General features: G+C 70.4%; 16 protein-coding genes. 10 read left to right on the forward strand and 6 right to left on the reverse strand.

Annotated elements, in window-relative coordinates:
• Positions 1–53: 53 nt before the first annotated feature.
• Positions 54–674 carry a TetR family transcriptional regulator gene (locus tag OG892_RS23530; RefSeq protein WP_371630216.1) on the forward strand — a complete coding sequence of 207 codons (621 nt, stop codon included), beginning with the start codon at positions 54–56 and terminating at the stop codon, positions 672–674.
• On the opposite strand, the gene OG892_RS23535 is transcribed toward OG892_RS23530, so the two are convergent.
• Positions 655–2,040 (reverse strand): MATE family efflux transporter, encoded by a 1,386-nt coding sequence (locus OG892_RS23535; RefSeq protein WP_371630217.1) that lies wholly within the window; start codon positions 2,038–2,040, stop codon positions 655–657. The two genes, OG892_RS23530 and OG892_RS23535, sit on opposite strands and share 20 nt — an antisense overlap.
• Positions 2,037–3,026, reverse strand: a complete 990-nt coding sequence (locus tag OG892_RS23540) for a phosphotransferase family protein (protein WP_371630218.1) — start codon at positions 3,024–3,026, stop codon at positions 2,037–2,039. Before OG892_RS23540 ends, OG892_RS23535 begins: the two co-directional genes overlap by 4 nt.
• Positions 3,027–3,346: 320 nt before the next feature.
• On the opposite strand from OG892_RS23540, the gene OG892_RS23545 reads away from it, so the two are divergent.
• The 4 genes from OG892_RS23545 (at position 3,347) to OG892_RS23560 (ending at position 7,787) form a co-directional block, all read left to right on the forward strand.
• On the forward strand, positions 3,347–4,699 hold the full coding sequence (locus OG892_RS23545) for a DUF1254 domain-containing protein (RefSeq protein WP_371630219.1): 1,353 nt from the start codon (positions 3,347–3,349) through the stop codon (positions 4,697–4,699).
• Between the two features lie 108 nt (positions 4,700–4,807).
• Positions 4,808–5,584, forward strand: coding sequence for a GNAT family N-acetyltransferase (locus OG892_RS23550; protein WP_371630220.1), 777 nt, complete (start codon positions 4,808–4,810; stop codon positions 5,582–5,584).
• A 16-nt stretch (positions 5,585–5,600) separates the two neighbouring features.
• The gene (locus tag OG892_RS23555; protein ID WP_371630221.1) at positions 5,601–6,083 is read left to right on the forward strand and encodes a GNAT family N-acetyltransferase; all 483 of its coding nucleotides are present in this window, start codon (positions 5,601–5,603) and stop codon (positions 6,081–6,083) included.
• Between the two features lie 114 nt (positions 6,084–6,197).
• Positions 6,198–7,787 carry a recombinase family protein gene (locus OG892_RS23560; protein WP_371630222.1) on the forward strand — a complete coding sequence of 530 codons (1,590 nt, stop codon included), beginning with the start codon at positions 6,198–6,200 and terminating at the stop codon, positions 7,785–7,787.
• 111 nt (positions 7,788–7,898) lie between these two features.
• On the opposite strand, the gene OG892_RS23565 is transcribed toward OG892_RS23560, so the two are convergent.
• Positions 7,899–8,486, reverse strand: a complete 588-nt coding sequence (locus OG892_RS23565; RefSeq protein ID WP_371630223.1) for a hypothetical protein — start codon at positions 8,484–8,486, stop codon at positions 7,899–7,901.
• A gap of 9 nt (positions 8,487–8,495) precedes the next feature.
• Entirely contained in the window at positions 8,496–9,407 is a 912-nt protein-coding gene (gene htpX / locus OG892_RS23570) for a zinc metalloprotease HtpX (protein ID WP_327338463.1), read from the reverse strand.
• Between the two features lie 206 nt (positions 9,408–9,613).
• On the opposite strand from htpX, the gene OG892_RS23575 reads away from it, so the two are divergent.
• Both OG892_RS23575 and OG892_RS23580 read left to right on the forward strand, forming a co-directional pair.
• Entirely contained in the window at positions 9,614–10,876 is a 1,263-nt protein-coding gene (locus OG892_RS23575; RefSeq protein ID WP_073732792.1) for a cytochrome P450, read from the forward strand.
• Between the two features lie 88 nt (positions 10,877–10,964).
• Positions 10,965–11,153, forward strand: a complete 189-nt coding sequence (locus tag OG892_RS23580) for a ferredoxin (RefSeq protein WP_073732791.1) — start codon at positions 10,965–10,967, stop codon at positions 11,151–11,153.
• 40 nt (positions 11,154–11,193) lie between these two features.
• Here OG892_RS23580 and OG892_RS23585 read toward each other — a convergent pair whose 3' ends face one another.
• Complete coding sequence (locus OG892_RS23585) at positions 11,194–11,907, reverse strand: pyridoxal 5'-phosphate synthase (protein WP_371630224.1); 714 nt, start codon at positions 11,905–11,907, stop codon at positions 11,194–11,196.
• Between the two features lie 78 nt (positions 11,908–11,985).
• Between OG892_RS23585 and OG892_RS23590 the strand changes: the two genes are divergently transcribed.
• Positions 11,986–12,261 carry a type II toxin-antitoxin system Phd/YefM family antitoxin gene (locus OG892_RS23590; RefSeq protein WP_073732789.1) on the forward strand — a complete coding sequence of 92 codons (276 nt, stop codon included), beginning with the start codon at positions 11,986–11,988 and terminating at the stop codon, positions 12,259–12,261.
• A 13-nt stretch (positions 12,262–12,274) separates the two neighbouring features.
• Here the strand turns inward: OG892_RS23590 and OG892_RS23595 are convergent, their stop codons facing one another.
• Positions 12,275–13,444, reverse strand: a complete 1,170-nt coding sequence (locus tag OG892_RS23595) for an acetyl-CoA acetyltransferase (RefSeq protein WP_073732788.1) — start codon at positions 13,442–13,444, stop codon at positions 12,275–12,277.
• Positions 13,445–13,621: 177 nt separating this feature from the next.
• Here OG892_RS23595 and OG892_RS23600 point away from each other — a divergent pair, with 177 nt between their 5' ends.
• Together OG892_RS23600 and OG892_RS23605 are read left to right on the forward strand one after the other, a co-directional pair.
• Positions 13,622–14,938 (forward strand): acyl-CoA dehydrogenase family protein, encoded by a 1,317-nt coding sequence (locus tag OG892_RS23600; protein ID WP_371630225.1) that lies wholly within the window; start codon positions 13,622–13,624, stop codon positions 14,936–14,938.
• The gene (locus OG892_RS23605; RefSeq protein WP_073732787.1) at positions 14,938–15,435 is read left to right on the forward strand and encodes a nitroreductase family deazaflavin-dependent oxidoreductase; all 498 of its coding nucleotides are present in this window, start codon (positions 14,938–14,940) and stop codon (positions 15,433–15,435) included. The genes OG892_RS23600 and OG892_RS23605 overlap by 1 nt, the downstream gene beginning before the upstream one ends.
• Positions 15,436–15,476: the final 41 nt, after the last annotated feature.

Consider the following 15,476-nt stretch of genomic DNA (forward strand, 5'->3'; position numbering starts at 1 on the left):
CGAGGCGCTTGGGCGCACGGCCTTCCGGTCATCGCCGCTGCGATGATGGCGGTATGTCTGATGCGGAAGTCAAGGTGCCGGCGTCTTCGCGTGGGTACGCGAAAGGGCGGGCGCGCCGTGAGCAGATCGTGACGACGGCTGCCGAGGTCTACGCGGACGTGGGCTATCACGGCGCCTCGCTGCGGGAGATCGCCAAGCGTGCCGGCCTCAGCCACGTGGGCCTCCACTACTACTTCCCCAGTCGCGAAGCGCTGCTGGCGGCGGTGCTGGAGCGCCGCGACGAGGAGGACACCGCACGGCTCGGACCGAAGGAGTACTCACCCACGGCGGCGTTGCGGCATCTGGTGGATCTGACCGATCACAATGCCCGGCATCCGGGGATCGTGGAGCTCTACGTGCGTCTCGCGGCGGAGGCGATCGCCGAGGATCATCCCGCGCATCAGTACTTCACGGATCACTACGGGACGACGCGTGAGTATGTGCACCGGGCGTTGCGGGAGCTGGCGGAGCAGGGGGCGTTGCGGGAGGGGGTCGATCCCGGGGTGGCGGCGGCCGGGTTCGTGGCGCTGATGGACGGGTTGCAGGTGCAGTGGCTGACGAGTCCGGACGAGGTGGACATGGCCGGGGTGCTCCGTTCCCACCTGGAGCAGCTCCTCAAGGAGCCTTTGACGTAGCTTCCTGGAGGCCCTTTGACGTAGCTCCGTGGAGGCGTCGCAGCAGCAGGAGGGCGACAGCCGCTGTGGCCACCTCGCCGGCGGCCAGAGCGGTCCAGACACCTGTGGTGCCGAGTCGGCCGAGGGTGGCGATCAGGGGAACCTTGATCAGGAGCAGGCTGCCGATGGAGATGAGGTACGCGGGTGCCGGGCGGCCCAGTGACTGGGCGTAGGACGCCACCAGTGGGCCGATTCCGGCGACGGTGAGCCCTATCGCGATGACCGGCAGCGCCCGCCCGGCGGTGTCGATGGTGTCGGCGTCATTGAGGAAGAGGCCGGCCAGGGGTCTGGCCAGAGCGGCGAGGGCGGCGGCGGTGATCAGGCCGTACAGCACGGACGCGAGAAGCGAGTAGTTGCGGGCCTTGAGCGCACGGTCGGGCAGGCCGCGGCCGGTGTTGTAGCCGACGATGGGCTGCAGTCCCTGGCTGATGCCGGTGTGCGGCATCATCACGAAGGTCTGGAGGCGGGCGCAGACGGCGTAGGCCGCGAGCGCGGTGGCCGACCCGGCGGCCGTGAGGGTGGCGTTGACGAGGACGGCCAGGAGTGTGACCCCGGTACCGGCCAGGAACGAGGGCAGGCCGACGCCCAGCAGTGCTCGTAGCGTCGGACCGTGGGGCAGCAGGTCCCGCAGGCCGACGCGGTAGGGGCGGCGGCGCTGTACGAAGAAGAACCACAGGCTCATCGCCGCGGATACGGCCTGGCCGCCGACGGTGCCGAGCGCGGCGCCCCGTACACCCATGCCGAAGCCGAAGATGAGCAGCGGGTCCAGGGTGATCTGTACGGCGACGGGCACGAGCCACAGCAGGGTCGAGAACCCCATGCGGCCCTCGGCCCGCACCAGGCTGGAGAAGCCGGTGGACACCAGGGCCCCGCACAGCAGCACCACGGCGTAGGGGCGGGCGGTCGCGCCCAGTTCGCCGGTGGCGCCGAGCAGGGTGAGCAGCGGGTCCAGGAAGGCCAGACCGAGTGCGGTGGTGGCTGCGGCGCAGGCCCAGAACAGGGCGAAGGAGTTGCCCGCCGCGCGGGCGGCGGCCCGGTGGTCTCCCGTGCCCAGGGCGCGGGAGATCAGGGAGGCGCCGCCCGCGCCGACGGTGGTGGACACCGCGCCGAGGAGCAGCAGGAGCGGGGCGACCAGGTTGACCGCGGCCATGGCGGTGTCGCCCACGCCGCGGCCGACGAACCAGGCGTTGGTGAGGGCGTAGACGCCGTACACGCCGACCGCGGCGGTGGTCTGGGTGCAGGCGTGCCACAGCAGTCGGCCCACCGGCTCTGTGCCGAGCCGGGTCGTGTGGTCGGTGACGGCCGCCGGTGCCTGCGCGGACGTCACCGGCGGCTGTGACCGAGCAGCGCCATGGCCTCGTCGAGGCGGGGGCGCGCCCAGTCGTACTGATTGCTGTCGGTGTGCCCGCGGTACACGGTCTCGATGACCATGATCAGTACCAGGTAGAGGCAGTACAGACGGCGGCGTGTCCGCTCGGTCCCGGTCAGCTCGCCGTGACCGTAGCCGCGCATGAAGGGTGCCGGGTCGCCGAAGGCGGCGGACATCTGGGTGCCGGTGAAGCCGGCCTCCATCAGGGGGTCGCCGTAGAAGGCGCGTTCGTGGTCGATGACGCAGACGATCCTGCCGTCGCGGACCATGACGTTGCTGGCCCACAGGTCCCACTCCACCAGGCACGCTTCGGTGACCTCGTCGAGGCTGTCGGCGTGTGCGGCCACGGCCGCGCGCACGGTGTCGTACTCCCAGCCGATGTCGACGCCGCGACGCTCGCCGTCGAGGAGCACGTTCTCGGTCATCGTGGTGAACGCCTGCCGCCAGGTGGCATGGCCGGGCCCGGCCAGCGGGCCGAAGTGCTCGCCGCGGACGGAGTTGATCTCCCGGTTGGCCGCGCCGAGTTGCTCCATGAGGGCATCCCGCTCGGCCGCGGGAAGAGTCTCGGCGATGATGCCGAGGTTGTCGGCGTCGACGTACGGCATGAAGAAGTAGTCGGCGTCGCACAGTTCGCGGCTGCGGTCGGCGAAGTGGACGGCGGGGACGGGCACGGCGGTCCGGCTCCTCAGCAGGTCCAGCGTGGCCAGTTCGATCGACATGGCGCCGTGCTCGTAGGCCATCACCTCCACCGCGGGCGGCGGGGCGATCTTCAGGACGACCTCGGCGCCGTCGCGCAGCCGGATGCGGTAGGCGACGTTGAACCAGCCGTGCCCCAGCTCGCTCGCCCACCCGTCCCCGGCCGGGACCTGCCCGGCTCCGTAGGCGCGCTCGATCATGGCGCGCAGCACCTCGGGAGACTGCCTGTTCTTGGTGATGCTCTCCACTCTCGTTCCCTTCGTCAACGGCGTGTCGGGGGTGTCCCTGCGAGGGAGGAGCGGGACCGTCGACGCGCGTCGGCTGCGCGGCCCTCGGTGAGCGACCACAAATACTTACCACGTGGTAGGAATTCGGCACCAGGGGGTGGACGGGTTTCTCCGCCGCCTCTGGCCTGTCGAAGCCGACCCGCCGCCTCCGCGGTCACGCCGCCGGCGGGTCTCCGGGCGTGCGGCCCGACGTTGCGGCGCCCTGGGCGCGCCCTTAGGTTCACCCCATGGTCGATATGGGATTTTCCGGGGCATTTGGTGGAGGCCTTGATGGGCTGGCTGTGGAGGGGGACCTGCCGCGCCGTGAGGATCTGGGCCGCGTCTTCGACGAGCTCGACTTCCAGATGGCGTGCCAGGCGTATCTGTGGGCGCTGCCTCTCGTGTCGTACGCGCAGTGGCAGAAGGTGCACCGTGAGGTGTTCGAAGCCGGGACCTGCGATCTCGTGCACTACGTCAGCTACCGCGACCGGCTCGGCCTGATCACCGCCAACGCCACCACTCCGTACATCCTCGCCTTCGTCGACCTCTCGGTCACCGGGCCGCTGGTGATCGAGCTGCCCGCCGGGCCCACCGCGGGCGGGGTGTCGGACTTCTGGCAGAGGGAGATCGGCGTGATGGGGGAGATGGGGCCCGACCGCGGTGAGGGCGGGAAGTACCTGGTCGTGCCGCCCGGACAGGATGTCCCGCCGGACGTGGACGGGGTGCGGGTTCTGGAGTCCACGGGGGTCAACATCATGTTCGGGTTCCGCACCCTGGACCCCGATCCGGAGCGGGCGCGGACGCTCGTGGAGGCGGTGCGGCTGTATCCGTACGGGAGCGGGCCCGGGGAGAGTCCGACGCGGCTGGTGTCGCCGCAGGGGCGGCCGTGGTCGGGTGATCAGCCACGTGGGCTCGCGTACTGGGAGCGGCTGCACGGGATCTATCAGTCGGAGGTCGTCGACGAGCGTGACCGGTTCTATCTGGCCATGCTCAAGCAACTGGGGATCGAGAAGGGAAGGCCGTTCACGCCCGACGAGCGGCTGACCGGGATTCTTGAACGGGCCACCGCTAATGGGGAGTTGATGGCGCAGGCGAACTCATTCGCCAAGCGGTTCGACGGCTCGCGCTACTGGCCCGATCGGCAGTGGGACCTGGTGCTGATGCTGGACAGGTCCGATCAGCGGGCCGAGCACCACGACCAGCTGCTGGAGCGCGCGGCCTGGTTCTACGAAGCCGTCAGCTTCTCCGCCGCCATGAAGTCGCAGACGCCCGGACTCGGGCAGGCGTATCTGGCGGCCTACACCGATGCGGACGGGCAGTGGCTGGACGGGGCGCGGAACTACCACCTGCGCGTGCCGGCCGATCCGCCCGCCAAGCTGTTCTGGTCCGCGACCGTCTACGACATCGCCACCCGCTGCCTGATCGACAACCCGCAGCAGCGCGGCGACCGCGGCTCGCGCGACGAGCTCCGCTACAACGACGACGGGTCGGTCGACCTGTACTTCGGGTCGGAGCCGCCCGCCGGTCCGGAGAGCGAGGCGAACTGGGTGCAGACACTGCCCGGCAGGCACTGGTTCTCGTACTTCCGCTTCTACGGGCCGCTGGAGCCGTACTTCGACCGCAGTTGGCGGCTCGGCGACATCACCGCGGTCTGAGCCGGGCACCCGGCCCACGCGACCTGACCGGCCTGACCGGTGCGCGGGGCCCGGTCGGGTGGAGGCAAATGCGTCGCGCCGGAAGGTGTTGATCCTTAGGCTGCCCGGATGCCAGTAACGGATCTCCAGCGCATCGCGGCCTTCCGCCTGTCCTTCGCCCGGCGGCAGGCCGCGGTCGTGAACGAGGTTCCCGGCGGCGTGGTCGTTCTGGACGCGGAGTACGCCGCTTCGTACGAGCACAACCAGCTCGTGATCGAAGGATCACCGGATCCCGTCGGGCTCCCGGCCCTGGCCGAGAAGGCCCTTGGCCACCTGGAGCACCGCCAGATCACGGTGCTCGACGACCGCGCCGGTACCGACTGCGCACCCGCCCTCACCGCAGCCGGGTACACCCACGTGACCGAACTCGTCATGACGTACACCCGCTCCGCCGCCGCCGCCTCCGTCCCGGACCCGTCCGCGCAGACCGTGGGCTTCGACGACCTGCGACCCGCTCTGGTCGGGCAGCTGCGCAGGTGGATGCCAGAGGCGCAGGACGTCGTGGTCGGCCAGCTGGCCGACCGCCGGACAGCCCGGCTCCGCGGCGCCGAACAGGTCCGCTTCCTCGCCGTCCGCGACGAGGAGGGAACGGTCGGCTCCTGGGCCGACCTCTACCGCGACGCCTCCGAGGGGATCGCCCAGATCGAGGATGTCGTCACCGCCGACACCCACGTCCGGCGCGGCTACGCGGACACGCTGCTCGCCACCGCCCTGCGGCACGCGTCGGACTGCGGCCTGGTCTTCCTCCTGGCCGACCCCGACGACTGGCCGCACGCCTGGTACACCCGCCGTGGATTCAAGCCGATCGGGCGCTTCCACGTGTTCACCCGCGCTCAGGACCAGTAGGGGAGGGGCTGACCGCATGGCCCGCAGGACCGCCATGGGCGTAGAGGGGTCCGGGAAGTTCTCCGTGCGACGCGCGAGCGGGTCGGATGCCGATGCACTGGTGCGAATCGATTCGCTCGCGGCAGAGGGCGACGAGGAGCGGTGCAGGCACATCCGGCGCTGGTGTCGGCAGGGCCTCGCCGCTGTGGCCGAGGATGCGGCCGGAGCTCTGGGTTACTGCGTGGTGGAGTACACGTTCTTCGAGCAGGGCTTTGTCACGATGCTGATGGTCGCGCCGGGCGCCCGGGGCCAGGGAGTCGGCGGGCGGCTGCTGGAGGATGCGGCGGCCTCCTGCGTCACCCCGAAGCTGTTCACCTCGACGAACGTCTCCAACCAGCCGATGCAGCGGCTGCTTCAGCGAGCGGGATGGACGCCGGCCGGTCTGCTCCACGGACTGGACGAGGGGGATCCGGAGCTGTTCTACCTCTGTCCGCAGGGTCCGGTCGCTGCACATCCGTGAGGGCGGGAGCCCCGAATTGGTTGTCGCGCTTCTCGCCACCGCCCGATCGCGTGGCGAACGGCCGGAAAGAGTCACGTTTGTATCGACCGGGTACGCGCCGTTACAGTCCCAACCATGACTGCACCAGAGCTGTCCGTAAGCGAGATGCAACAATCGGTCACGGGTGGTCGGAATCCCGTGCGGGTCCTGGTCGTCCTGCGGATCAGCTGCCTGACCGATGAGTCCACCAGTCTCGAGCGGCAGCTCGCGGACGCGCGCAAGTACGTCGCCAAGAAGGTTGCCCAGGGGCTGCCTTGGGTCGAGGTCGGCGTAGCCCGAGACGTGCATGTGTCAGCGACGAAGCAGAATCCCTTCGAGAGGGCCGAGCTGGGTCACTGGCTCAAGGAAAGGGCTCCCGAGTTCGACTTGATCCTTTTCTGGAAGCTTGACCGCTTCATCCGCAAGGTCATGGATATGCAGGACATGTTGCGGTGGGCGGAAGACCACGGATGCAAGTCGTTTGCATCTGTTACTGAGCCGATCTTCGATACGACTGGTGCTCTTCGGCATGTGGTCATCTCTCTGTTCTCGGCTCTGGCGGAGATGGAGTCCAGAAACACCGCTACGCGAGTCAAGAGCTTCCGGGAGAGCGCTCGGGAGCAGCAGAGGTGGCCCGGCGGTATGCCTGCCTACGGATACGAGGTCTTCAAGGGTGAGGGTGGAGCCGCCTACCTCCGTCAGAATCCGCACCAAGTCAACGTTCTCCGCGAGATCGTTAACCGTTTGCTCGCAGGAAACGACACGGCAGCGACCATCGCTGACGATCTAAACGCCCGGGGCGAGCCAACTCCGAGGGGCGCGCGCCCGTCAAAGCGAATCCAGGAGTCCGGGCGCGCTTACAAGTGGACGGCAGCTGGCATTCGCAAGATGCTCAAGAGTGAAGCTCTCATGGGCTGGAAAATGGAGAGCCGGCAGAAGCCCGGCAAGAAGTACTACGAGACCGTTCCTGTCATCACGAGTGACGGTCGGAGGGTCCGCACGGCGGAGTCCGTCTTCACTGATGCTGAGTGGAAGAAGCTCCAGGACTACTTGAACGAGCGAACCTTCGCGGTCTCCTCCCCCACCAACGTCACCCCGTTCCTGGACGTAGTCCGCTGTGGGTACTGCAAAGGCAAGATGCGGTTGCATGTCTCTCGCAAGGAAAGGAAGGACGGCTCCAGGGCTGAGTACCCGAAGTATCGGTGCGTCAGCCCGCGTATGGCAGACGGGAGGACGCGGTATGGCTGCGCAGAGCAGATCCCCTGGGAGCCAGGCAGGCTCTTGGCCGCGTTCGAGCATCACCTGATGGGACAGTTCGGCGATCGTGACGTGGAGGAACGGATTTACGTCGTCGGCGAGGATATAGAGGGCCGAATGGCGGAGATCCAGGAACTGGCCAGTCGCATCATGGCGGACATGGAGCCGGGCCGCCGGTACAGCACTGCCCTGATGCAGCCTCAGGCAGAGAAGATGCTCGACAAACTCAACATCGAGTATGAAGCCCTGAGGCAGATGCCAACGGGGGATAGGTGGGAGTACCGCAGCCTCGGTAGGACGTGGCGGCAGCACTGGGATGAGAGTGCCAATGTGGCTGATCTGGGGGCGCTCATGAGGCGCAACGGAGTCCAGTTCCTCTGCTACAAAGACTCGTTCGAGTTGGTTTTCCCGGAACGGCTCACCTTGTGACGGCCTCTGACGTGCGTTCCAGCGCGACAGGCGTGCGGGGAGCGGGTGTCTCTGCCCCAGTTCTTACCTTGAGGGCAGGGGGCTCGTCCTCGCTGTCGCGGTCGCCCAGGCTCACTGCTCCAGTCCAGGTGCGCCCCAGATTGGGAACCATCGAGACAGCTCCTCCTCGATGCGGAGATCGTTCTTCAGCAGGCCGGCGACCTGTAGTTCCAGCGCACTGTCCCGCTTTTGCTGGCCAGGTTGCATGCAAAACGGGTAAAACGCACCCCGTTTGAAAAGGTAGACCAGCGCCAGGGGGCGGTCCCGGTCGTCGCGGAAGGCGATCAGGGAGCAGAGCAGCTGCGGGCCGAAGCCGCCGTCCTGGAGCAGGGTGTTGACCGCGTGCAGGTCGTTGACCAGGGCGGCGGTGTCCTCGGCGGGCTGGCGGGCGAGCAGCCAGGTGTAGCCGTAGGAGTCCCGGCTGAACTCCACCGGGATGCCGCCGTGCGCGGTGTCCGCGTCCAGCAGCTCCCGTACGTCCTGCTGGATACGGGCGAACGTGCCGCCCTCCACCCCCGCGAAGCACACCGAGCCGAGGCCGGTCGGGACGAAGCCCGTCGCCGCCTGGAGGGTCAGGGCGGCCGACGGGACGGCGAAGAGCTGGTCGAGGTCGGGGCGGACCGGTTTGCTGCGGCCCAGGATGGTGTCGAGCAGACCCACGGAGGCTCCTTACGGGCGGGAGAGGTCGGCGGAGATGCGGGAGAGCTGGTCGAGGCGCTGTTCGAGGGTCGGGTGCGAGGAGAGCAGCCGGCTCAGGCTCTCCTTGGAGGAGAAGGCCGGGACGAAGTAGAAGGCGTTGTACGGCTCCGCCTTCCGCAGGTCCTCCGTCGGGATCCGGGCCATCTGGCCGCTCACCTTGGTGAGGGCGGAGGCCAGGGCCGAGGGGCGGCCGGTGAGCAGGGCCGCCGTGCGGTCGGCGGACAGCTCGCGGTAGCGCGACAGCAGGCGGGTCAGGAGGAAGCTCAGGGCGTAGACCACCGCGCTGATCAGCGGGATGAGCATGATCGCGATGCCGATGGGGTCGTTGCTGCGGCTGTTGCGGGAGAAGCCGCCCCAGAGCGCCACCCGGGTGATGATGCCCGCGAGTACGCCGAGGAACGAGGCGATCGTCATGACGGCGACGTCACGGTGTGCGACGTGCGACATCTCGTGGGCGAGCACGCCCTCCAGTTCCTCGGGCTCCAGTCTGCGCAGCAGTCCCGTGGTGGCGCAGACGAGGGCGGTCTTCTCGCTGCGGCCGGTGGCGAAGGCGTTCGGTACGTCGCTCTGGGAGATCGCCACCCGGGGCTTGGGCATGTCGGCGAGGGCGCAGATGCGGTCGATGGCGCCGTGCAGTTCCGGCGCCTCCTCGGGGGTGACCTCGCGGGCGCCCATGCTGAACGCGGCGATGCGGTCGCTGAACCAGAACTGGGCGATGAACATGCCGCCGGTGATGATCAGGATGATCGGCCAGGCACCGCGCAGCACGGCGAGCAGCACGCCGACCAGGACCACGTACAGCAGGCCGATCAGGAACATGGTCGTGACCATGCGTGTGGTGAGACCGCGGTCCGAGGCGTACCGGCTACGGGTTCGGGTCATGGGTGACCTCCAGTCCTCATCTGCTTCCCATAGTGCTCCTCGGCGGTTGAAATCGGATAAGGGCATCCGGCGTGGAACGTTACGAGCCGTGGCGGGCGCGTCCGGTACGGGGTATTTGGCCGAACAACGCCTAGCCCGGTTAGGTGCCTAGGGCATCTAGTGGTGGGTGATCGGCAGGACTCCCCCATAGCTTTGCGAGGTCCTCCATGGCAGAGACCGGCACCGAGACCCAGACCGAAGCCCAGACCGAGACCCAGACCGAGACCATCGCCTTTCCGCAGAATCGCAGCTGCCCCTACCACCCGCCGACGGGATATCCGAGTGAGACCCGGGGGCAGCAGTCGGTGACCCCCGTCCGTATCTACACCGGCCGCACGGTGTGGCTGGTGACCGGTCACGCCGAGGCGCGGTCGCTCCTGGTGGACCCCAGGCTGTCGTCCGACCGGGAACACCCCGAGTTCCCGCTGTTCGCCAAGCGGCAGGCCGAGATCACCCAGCGGCGCGTGGAACTGATCGGCGTCGACGACCCTGAGCACAACGCCCAGCGCCGGATGCTGATCCCGAGCTTCACGGTCAGGCGGACGGCGGCCCTGCGGCCGCAGATCCGCGCGACCGTGGACGGCCTCCTCGACGCGATGGTCGAGCAGGGGCCGCCGGCCGATCTGGTCAACGCCTTCGCGCTGCCGGTGCCCTCGATGGTCATCTGCGCGCTGCTGGGGGTGCCCTACGGGGACCACGAGTTCTTCGAGGCGCAGTCGCGCAAGCTGCTCCGCGGCCCGGAGGCCTCCGACGTCGAAGCCGCGCGGGACGCCCTCGACGAGTACTTCCGGGTACTGATCGAGCGCAAGCGGCGCGATCCCGGCGAGGGGCTGCTGGACGAGCTGATCGTCAAGCAGCTGGAGACCGGTGCGGTGGACACCGAGGAGCTGGTGCGGCTGGCCGAGATCCTGCTCGTGGCGGGGCACGAGACGACCGCGAACATGATCTCGCTCGGCACCTTCACCCTTCTCCAGCACCCGGAACAGCTGGCCCTGCTGCGTGCGGCCGGCGCCTCCACGGGTGACGAGCCCGGCAGCGGGATGCCCGCCGCGGTGGAGGAGCTGCTGCGGTTCCTGTCCATCGCGGACGGGCTGTCGCGGGTGGCCGTCGAGGACATCGAGGTGGGCGGGGTGACCGTCCGGGCCGGGGACGGGGTCCTCCTGTCCACGTCGGTGATCAACCGGGACGGGTCCGTGTACCCGTCGCCCGACGAGCTGGACCTCGGCCGCAACGCGCGCAACCACGTGGCGTTCGGGTTCGGCATCCACCAGTGCCTGGGCCAGAACCTCGCGCGGGCCGAGCTGGAGATCGCGCTGCCCGCCCTCTTCGAGCGGCTCCCCGGCCTGCGGCTGGCGGTGCCCGCGGAGGACGTCCCGTTCAAGCCGGGAGACACGATCCAGGGGCTGCTGGAACTGCCCGTGACCTGGTGACCGGTGGCGTGGTGACCGGTGGCGTGGTGACTGGTGTCGTGGTGACTGGTGACTGGTGAGGGAAACCGATCGGAAAGGTCCTGCTGAGATGCAGATCGATATCGACAGGGACGTGTGCATCGGCGCGGGTCAGTGCGCGCTCGCGGCGCCGAAGGTGTTCACCCAGGACGACGACGGGTTCAGCGAGCTGCTGCCGGAGTCCGGTGACGCCCTCGGCGGGCCGATGGTCGGCGAGGCGGCCCGCGCCTGCCCGGTGCAGGCGATCACGGTGAGCTGAGGGGGAGGGGGAGGGGCGGCGGCGGGGCGCCCGGCGGCCGTCAGGGCCAGAGCAGCTCCCGCCGCCAGGTCCCGGAAACCCCGGGAGCCCCCGCCGCCCCGGCCTCCCGGTGGTAGCGCAGCCGGATGTGCCGCCGCCGCGCGTCGCCCTGGAAGAACTCGACCTCGTACGGCTCGACGACGTACCGCGTCCAGCTCGCCACCTCGGCCTCCGGCTCCGCCCCGGCCCGCTGCCAGGCGGCGTCCGAGGCCCGGTCGAGCTCACCCGTCGAGCCGAGCACCTCGCTCTGCCGCCCCACCAGCGCGGAGGCCAGCGCCCCGGTGGAACGGGCGTGCAGGTCGGCCCTGCTCTCGGCGGCGGAGCACGCGGTGACCGGCCCCCGTACCCGTACCTGCCGCCCCTGCGCGGGCCAGTAGAAGCCGAGCGCGGCATGCGGGAGGGCGGCGAGCTGGCGGCCCTTCGCGCTGGTGGCGTGGGTGGCGAAGTGCCAGCCGCGCTCGTCCGCGTCGTGCAGCATCAGGGTCCGCACATCGGGCAGCCCGTCCGCGTCGGCGGTGGCCAGGGTCATGGTGTGCGGCTCCGCCTGCCCGGCGGCCACCGCCTCCGCGAACCAGGCCTGGAAGAGGGGGAGCGGGGCCTGCGGCGCGGCGGCGGGGTCGAAGGCGGGGAGCTCGATGTCCCACACGCGCTGGGCGTGGAGCAGATCGCGGAAAGCGCGCTGGGCGGTGGAGGCGGTTGCGGATGCGTCGGTCATGCGGCCATTGGACCTCATTGATCAGTCGGCACCGGGAATGATGTAGCACCGGGGGCCAGCGGGGGCCACGCTGAACGCATGAGGACCATTACCCTGCGCACGTTCCGGAACCGGTCCGTGGCCGTCATGGATGCCGTGGAGGCGGGCGAGATCTTTCGCATCAGCCGTAACGGGACAGAGGTCGCGGAGCTCCGGCCGCTCACGCGTAGGCGGAGGCTGGGTGCCGAGGAGCTGGTGGCCCGGCACCGGCGGCTTCCCCGCGTGGACGCTGCGTTGACGCGTCGCGAGGCAGACGAGCTCTTCGGCGACGAGGACCGGGCGGGGGACGATCCGTGGGAAGGCGCGCACGGCTGAGCGCCCTCGCCCCTCACCCCCGCCCCAGCACCACCGTCCCCGACGAACAGAACCAGCCGCCCGTTCCGGATGCCACCGCCAGTTCCGGCAGCCGGCCGCCGGCCTTGCGGACCTGGCGTTCCCCCGCCTCGCCGCGAAGCTGGCGTACCGCCTCCACCAGCAGGAACAGTCCGCGCATGCCGGGGTGGCAGGCGGACAGGCCGCCGCCGTCCGTGTTCACCGGGAGCTCGCCCGTGAGGCCCGTGCGGCCCTTCTCCACGAACGCGCCGCCCTCGCCCTTCGCGCAGAAGCCCAGGTCCTCCAGGGTCACCAGGGTCATGTAGGTGAAGGCGTCGTAGATCTCGGCCAGGTCGATGTCCGCGGGCCGCACCCCCGCCCGCTCGAAGGCGAGGCGGCCGGAGACGGCGGCGGGGGAGACCGTGAAGTCGTCCCACTCGGACATGGCGGAGTGCGACACGTGCTCGCCGGTGCCGAGAATCCAGACGGGGTCCTTCGCCGTGTCCGGTACGTACTCCTCGGCGGCCAGCAGCACCGCGCAGCCGCCGTCGCTGCGGATGCAGCAGTGCAGCTTGGTGAAGGGGTCGGCGATCATCGGGCCCGACAGCACCTCGTCGACCGTGACCGGGGTGCGGAACATCGCGTCCGGGTTGGCCGCCGCGTTGGCGCGGGCCTGCACCGCCACCTCGGCCAGCTGCTCCAGGGTGGTGCCGTACTCGTGCATGTGGCGGCGGGCGGCCATCGCGTACTTGGCGATCAGCGAGTGTCCGTACGGCACCTCGAACTGGAGCGGGCCGCGCGCCCCGAAGGAGAGGTTGGACGTGCGGCGGCCCGCCTTGATGTCCGCCCGTGCCGTCGAGCCGTAGACCAGCAGTACGGCGTTGGCGCGGCCCGCCGCGATGGCGTCCGCCGCGTGGGCCGCCATCACCTCCCAGGTCGATCCGCCGACCGAGGTGGAGTCCACCCAGGTGGGTTTCAGCCCCAGGTACTCCGCGACCTCGACCGGGGCGAGCGTGCCGAGTCCGGCGGAGGCGAACCCGTCGACGACAGAGCGGTCCAGGCCCGAGTCGGCGAGCGCCCGGCGGGCGGCCTGGGCGTGCAGGGCGTAGGGCGTCGCCGTGTCGACGCGTCCGCAGTCGGCAAGCGATATGCCGACGACAGCGACCTTGCGGTGGGAAGAAGGCATGAATCTGACGGTACATCAGATCCGGATCGGGTGAACCGGCTCGCAGCGGCCGGATCTTGGCGGCCGGATCTTGTGGGCCGTCGCGGTGCGCGGCTCTGGGAATCTCGTAGCATCCGCCCTAGCATGACGGCCCGTCAGATCGGAGGCCGTCGGCCTCCGAGGGGAAGGAGTCCGACGATGGATGCCGCCTTCACCGCGGAACAGGACGAGATCCGCCGCACCGTGCGCGAACTGCTGGCCAGACACAGCGGCCCCGAGGACATCAGGAGCGCGGTGGCCACCCGGGACGGCTACGACGCCGAGCTGTGGCGCCGCCTCGCCCAGGACCTCGGGCTGCCCGGACTCGCCCTCCCGCAGGAGTACGGAGGCGCCGGCTGCGGCCCCGTCGAGCTCGCCGTCGTCTGTGAGGAGGCGGGCCGCGCGCTGCTGCCGTCCCCGCTGCTCGCCACCGCCGTGCTCGCCGCACCCCTGATCGCCGCCCTCGGCACCCAGGAGCAGCGCACCGCCCTGCTGCCGGAGATCGCGGCGGGCGGGCTCACCGCGGCACTGGCCGTCCCCGGCGGCTCGCTCTCCACCGCGCTGGGCCTCACCGGCGATCTGACCGGCGGAAACTGGGCGGGCGGCGGCCGGGCGGGCGGCGTCCAGGCCAGACCGGCCGGCGGCGACGGCGCGGGGTGGCGGCTGTACGGGGAGGCGGACCAGGTGCTGGACGGGCACAGCGCCGGACTGCTCCTGGTCGCCGCGCACACCGGCGGCTTCCCGCGCAGCCGCACCCTGTTGTTCCTGGTCAGGACGGACGGGCCGCAGGCACCCGCCGGACTCGTCCGCACCCGGCAGACCGCGCTGGACGAGACCCGGCCACTGGCCCGGGTCCAGCTGCGCGACACCGAGGCCGAACTCCTCGGCGCCGACGACACCGTGGACGCGACGGCGGCCCTCGCCGTGACCGGCCGCGCCGCCGCGGCCGCGCTCGCCGCAGAAGCGGTGGGGGCGGCGGCGAGCGCGCTGGAACGTACGGTCGGCTACGTCGGGGAGCGCGAGCAGTTCGGCCGGGCGATCGGCTCCTTCCAGGCGGTGAAGCACCGCCTCGCCGACCTGTACGTGCGGGTGCAGTCGGCCCGCTCCGCGGCGTACTACGCGGCCTGGGACCCGGAGGCCGGCGGGCTCGCCCTCGCCCAGGCGCTGGAGGCGCTGCGCGTCACCACCGCGGAGGCCGTGCAGCTGCACGGGGGCATCGGATTCACCTGGGAGCACGAGGCGCAGCTGTACTTCAAGCGGGCCGCCGCCGACGAACTGCTCCTGGGCCCCGTCCACCGGCTCCGCGACCACGCGGCCCAGCGGGCGGGACTCTTCGGGAGCGGGCCGGGGGAGCGGTACCGGGCAGCGGAACAGGGTGCGGCAGGGGAGGGACCGTCCGGGCAGGGGCCGGCCGGTGGCGGACCGGTCGGCGGCGGACCGGCCAGCGGCGGACCGGCCGAACGGGTGGCCGTCTGATGGCGCCCGGTGTGCGCCTCGTCCAGAAGGTCTCCTCGACCCGGGCCTTCGCGCGGATCGCCCCCCACGTCGTGCCCGCCATGGACCGCGCGGTGCACCGGCTCACCCGGGGCAAGGTGCTGCTCAGCGCGCAGATGCTGCCGGGGGTGGTGCTGACGGTGCCGGGGGCGCGCAGCGGGCAGCTCCGGACGACGCCGCTGGCCTGCATGCCGGTGGAGCGGGACGGCGGTACGGGCAGCTGGGTGCTGGTCGGCTCCAACTTCGGCCGTCCGGGGCATCCCGCCTGGACGGCGAACCTGCTGGCGCACCCGGAGGCTCCGGTGATCAGCTGGAAGGGCGTCGGCATTCCGGTGCGGGCCCGGCTGCTGGCGGGGGCGGAGCGCGCCGAGGTGTGGGAGGCGGCGCTGAGGTTCTGGCCGCCCTACGCGGCGTACCAGGCGCGGATCGACCGGGAGATCCGGCTGTTCAGGCTGGAGCGGCGCGACGGTCCGGGGTGAGGGTGCGCGGGTTCACGGAGGTGTCCGGATACACCGACGGC

It is taken from the genome of Streptomyces sp. NBC_00341, assembly GCF_041435055.1.
GTDB lineage: Bacteria > Actinomycetota > Actinomycetes > Streptomycetales > Streptomycetaceae > Streptomyces.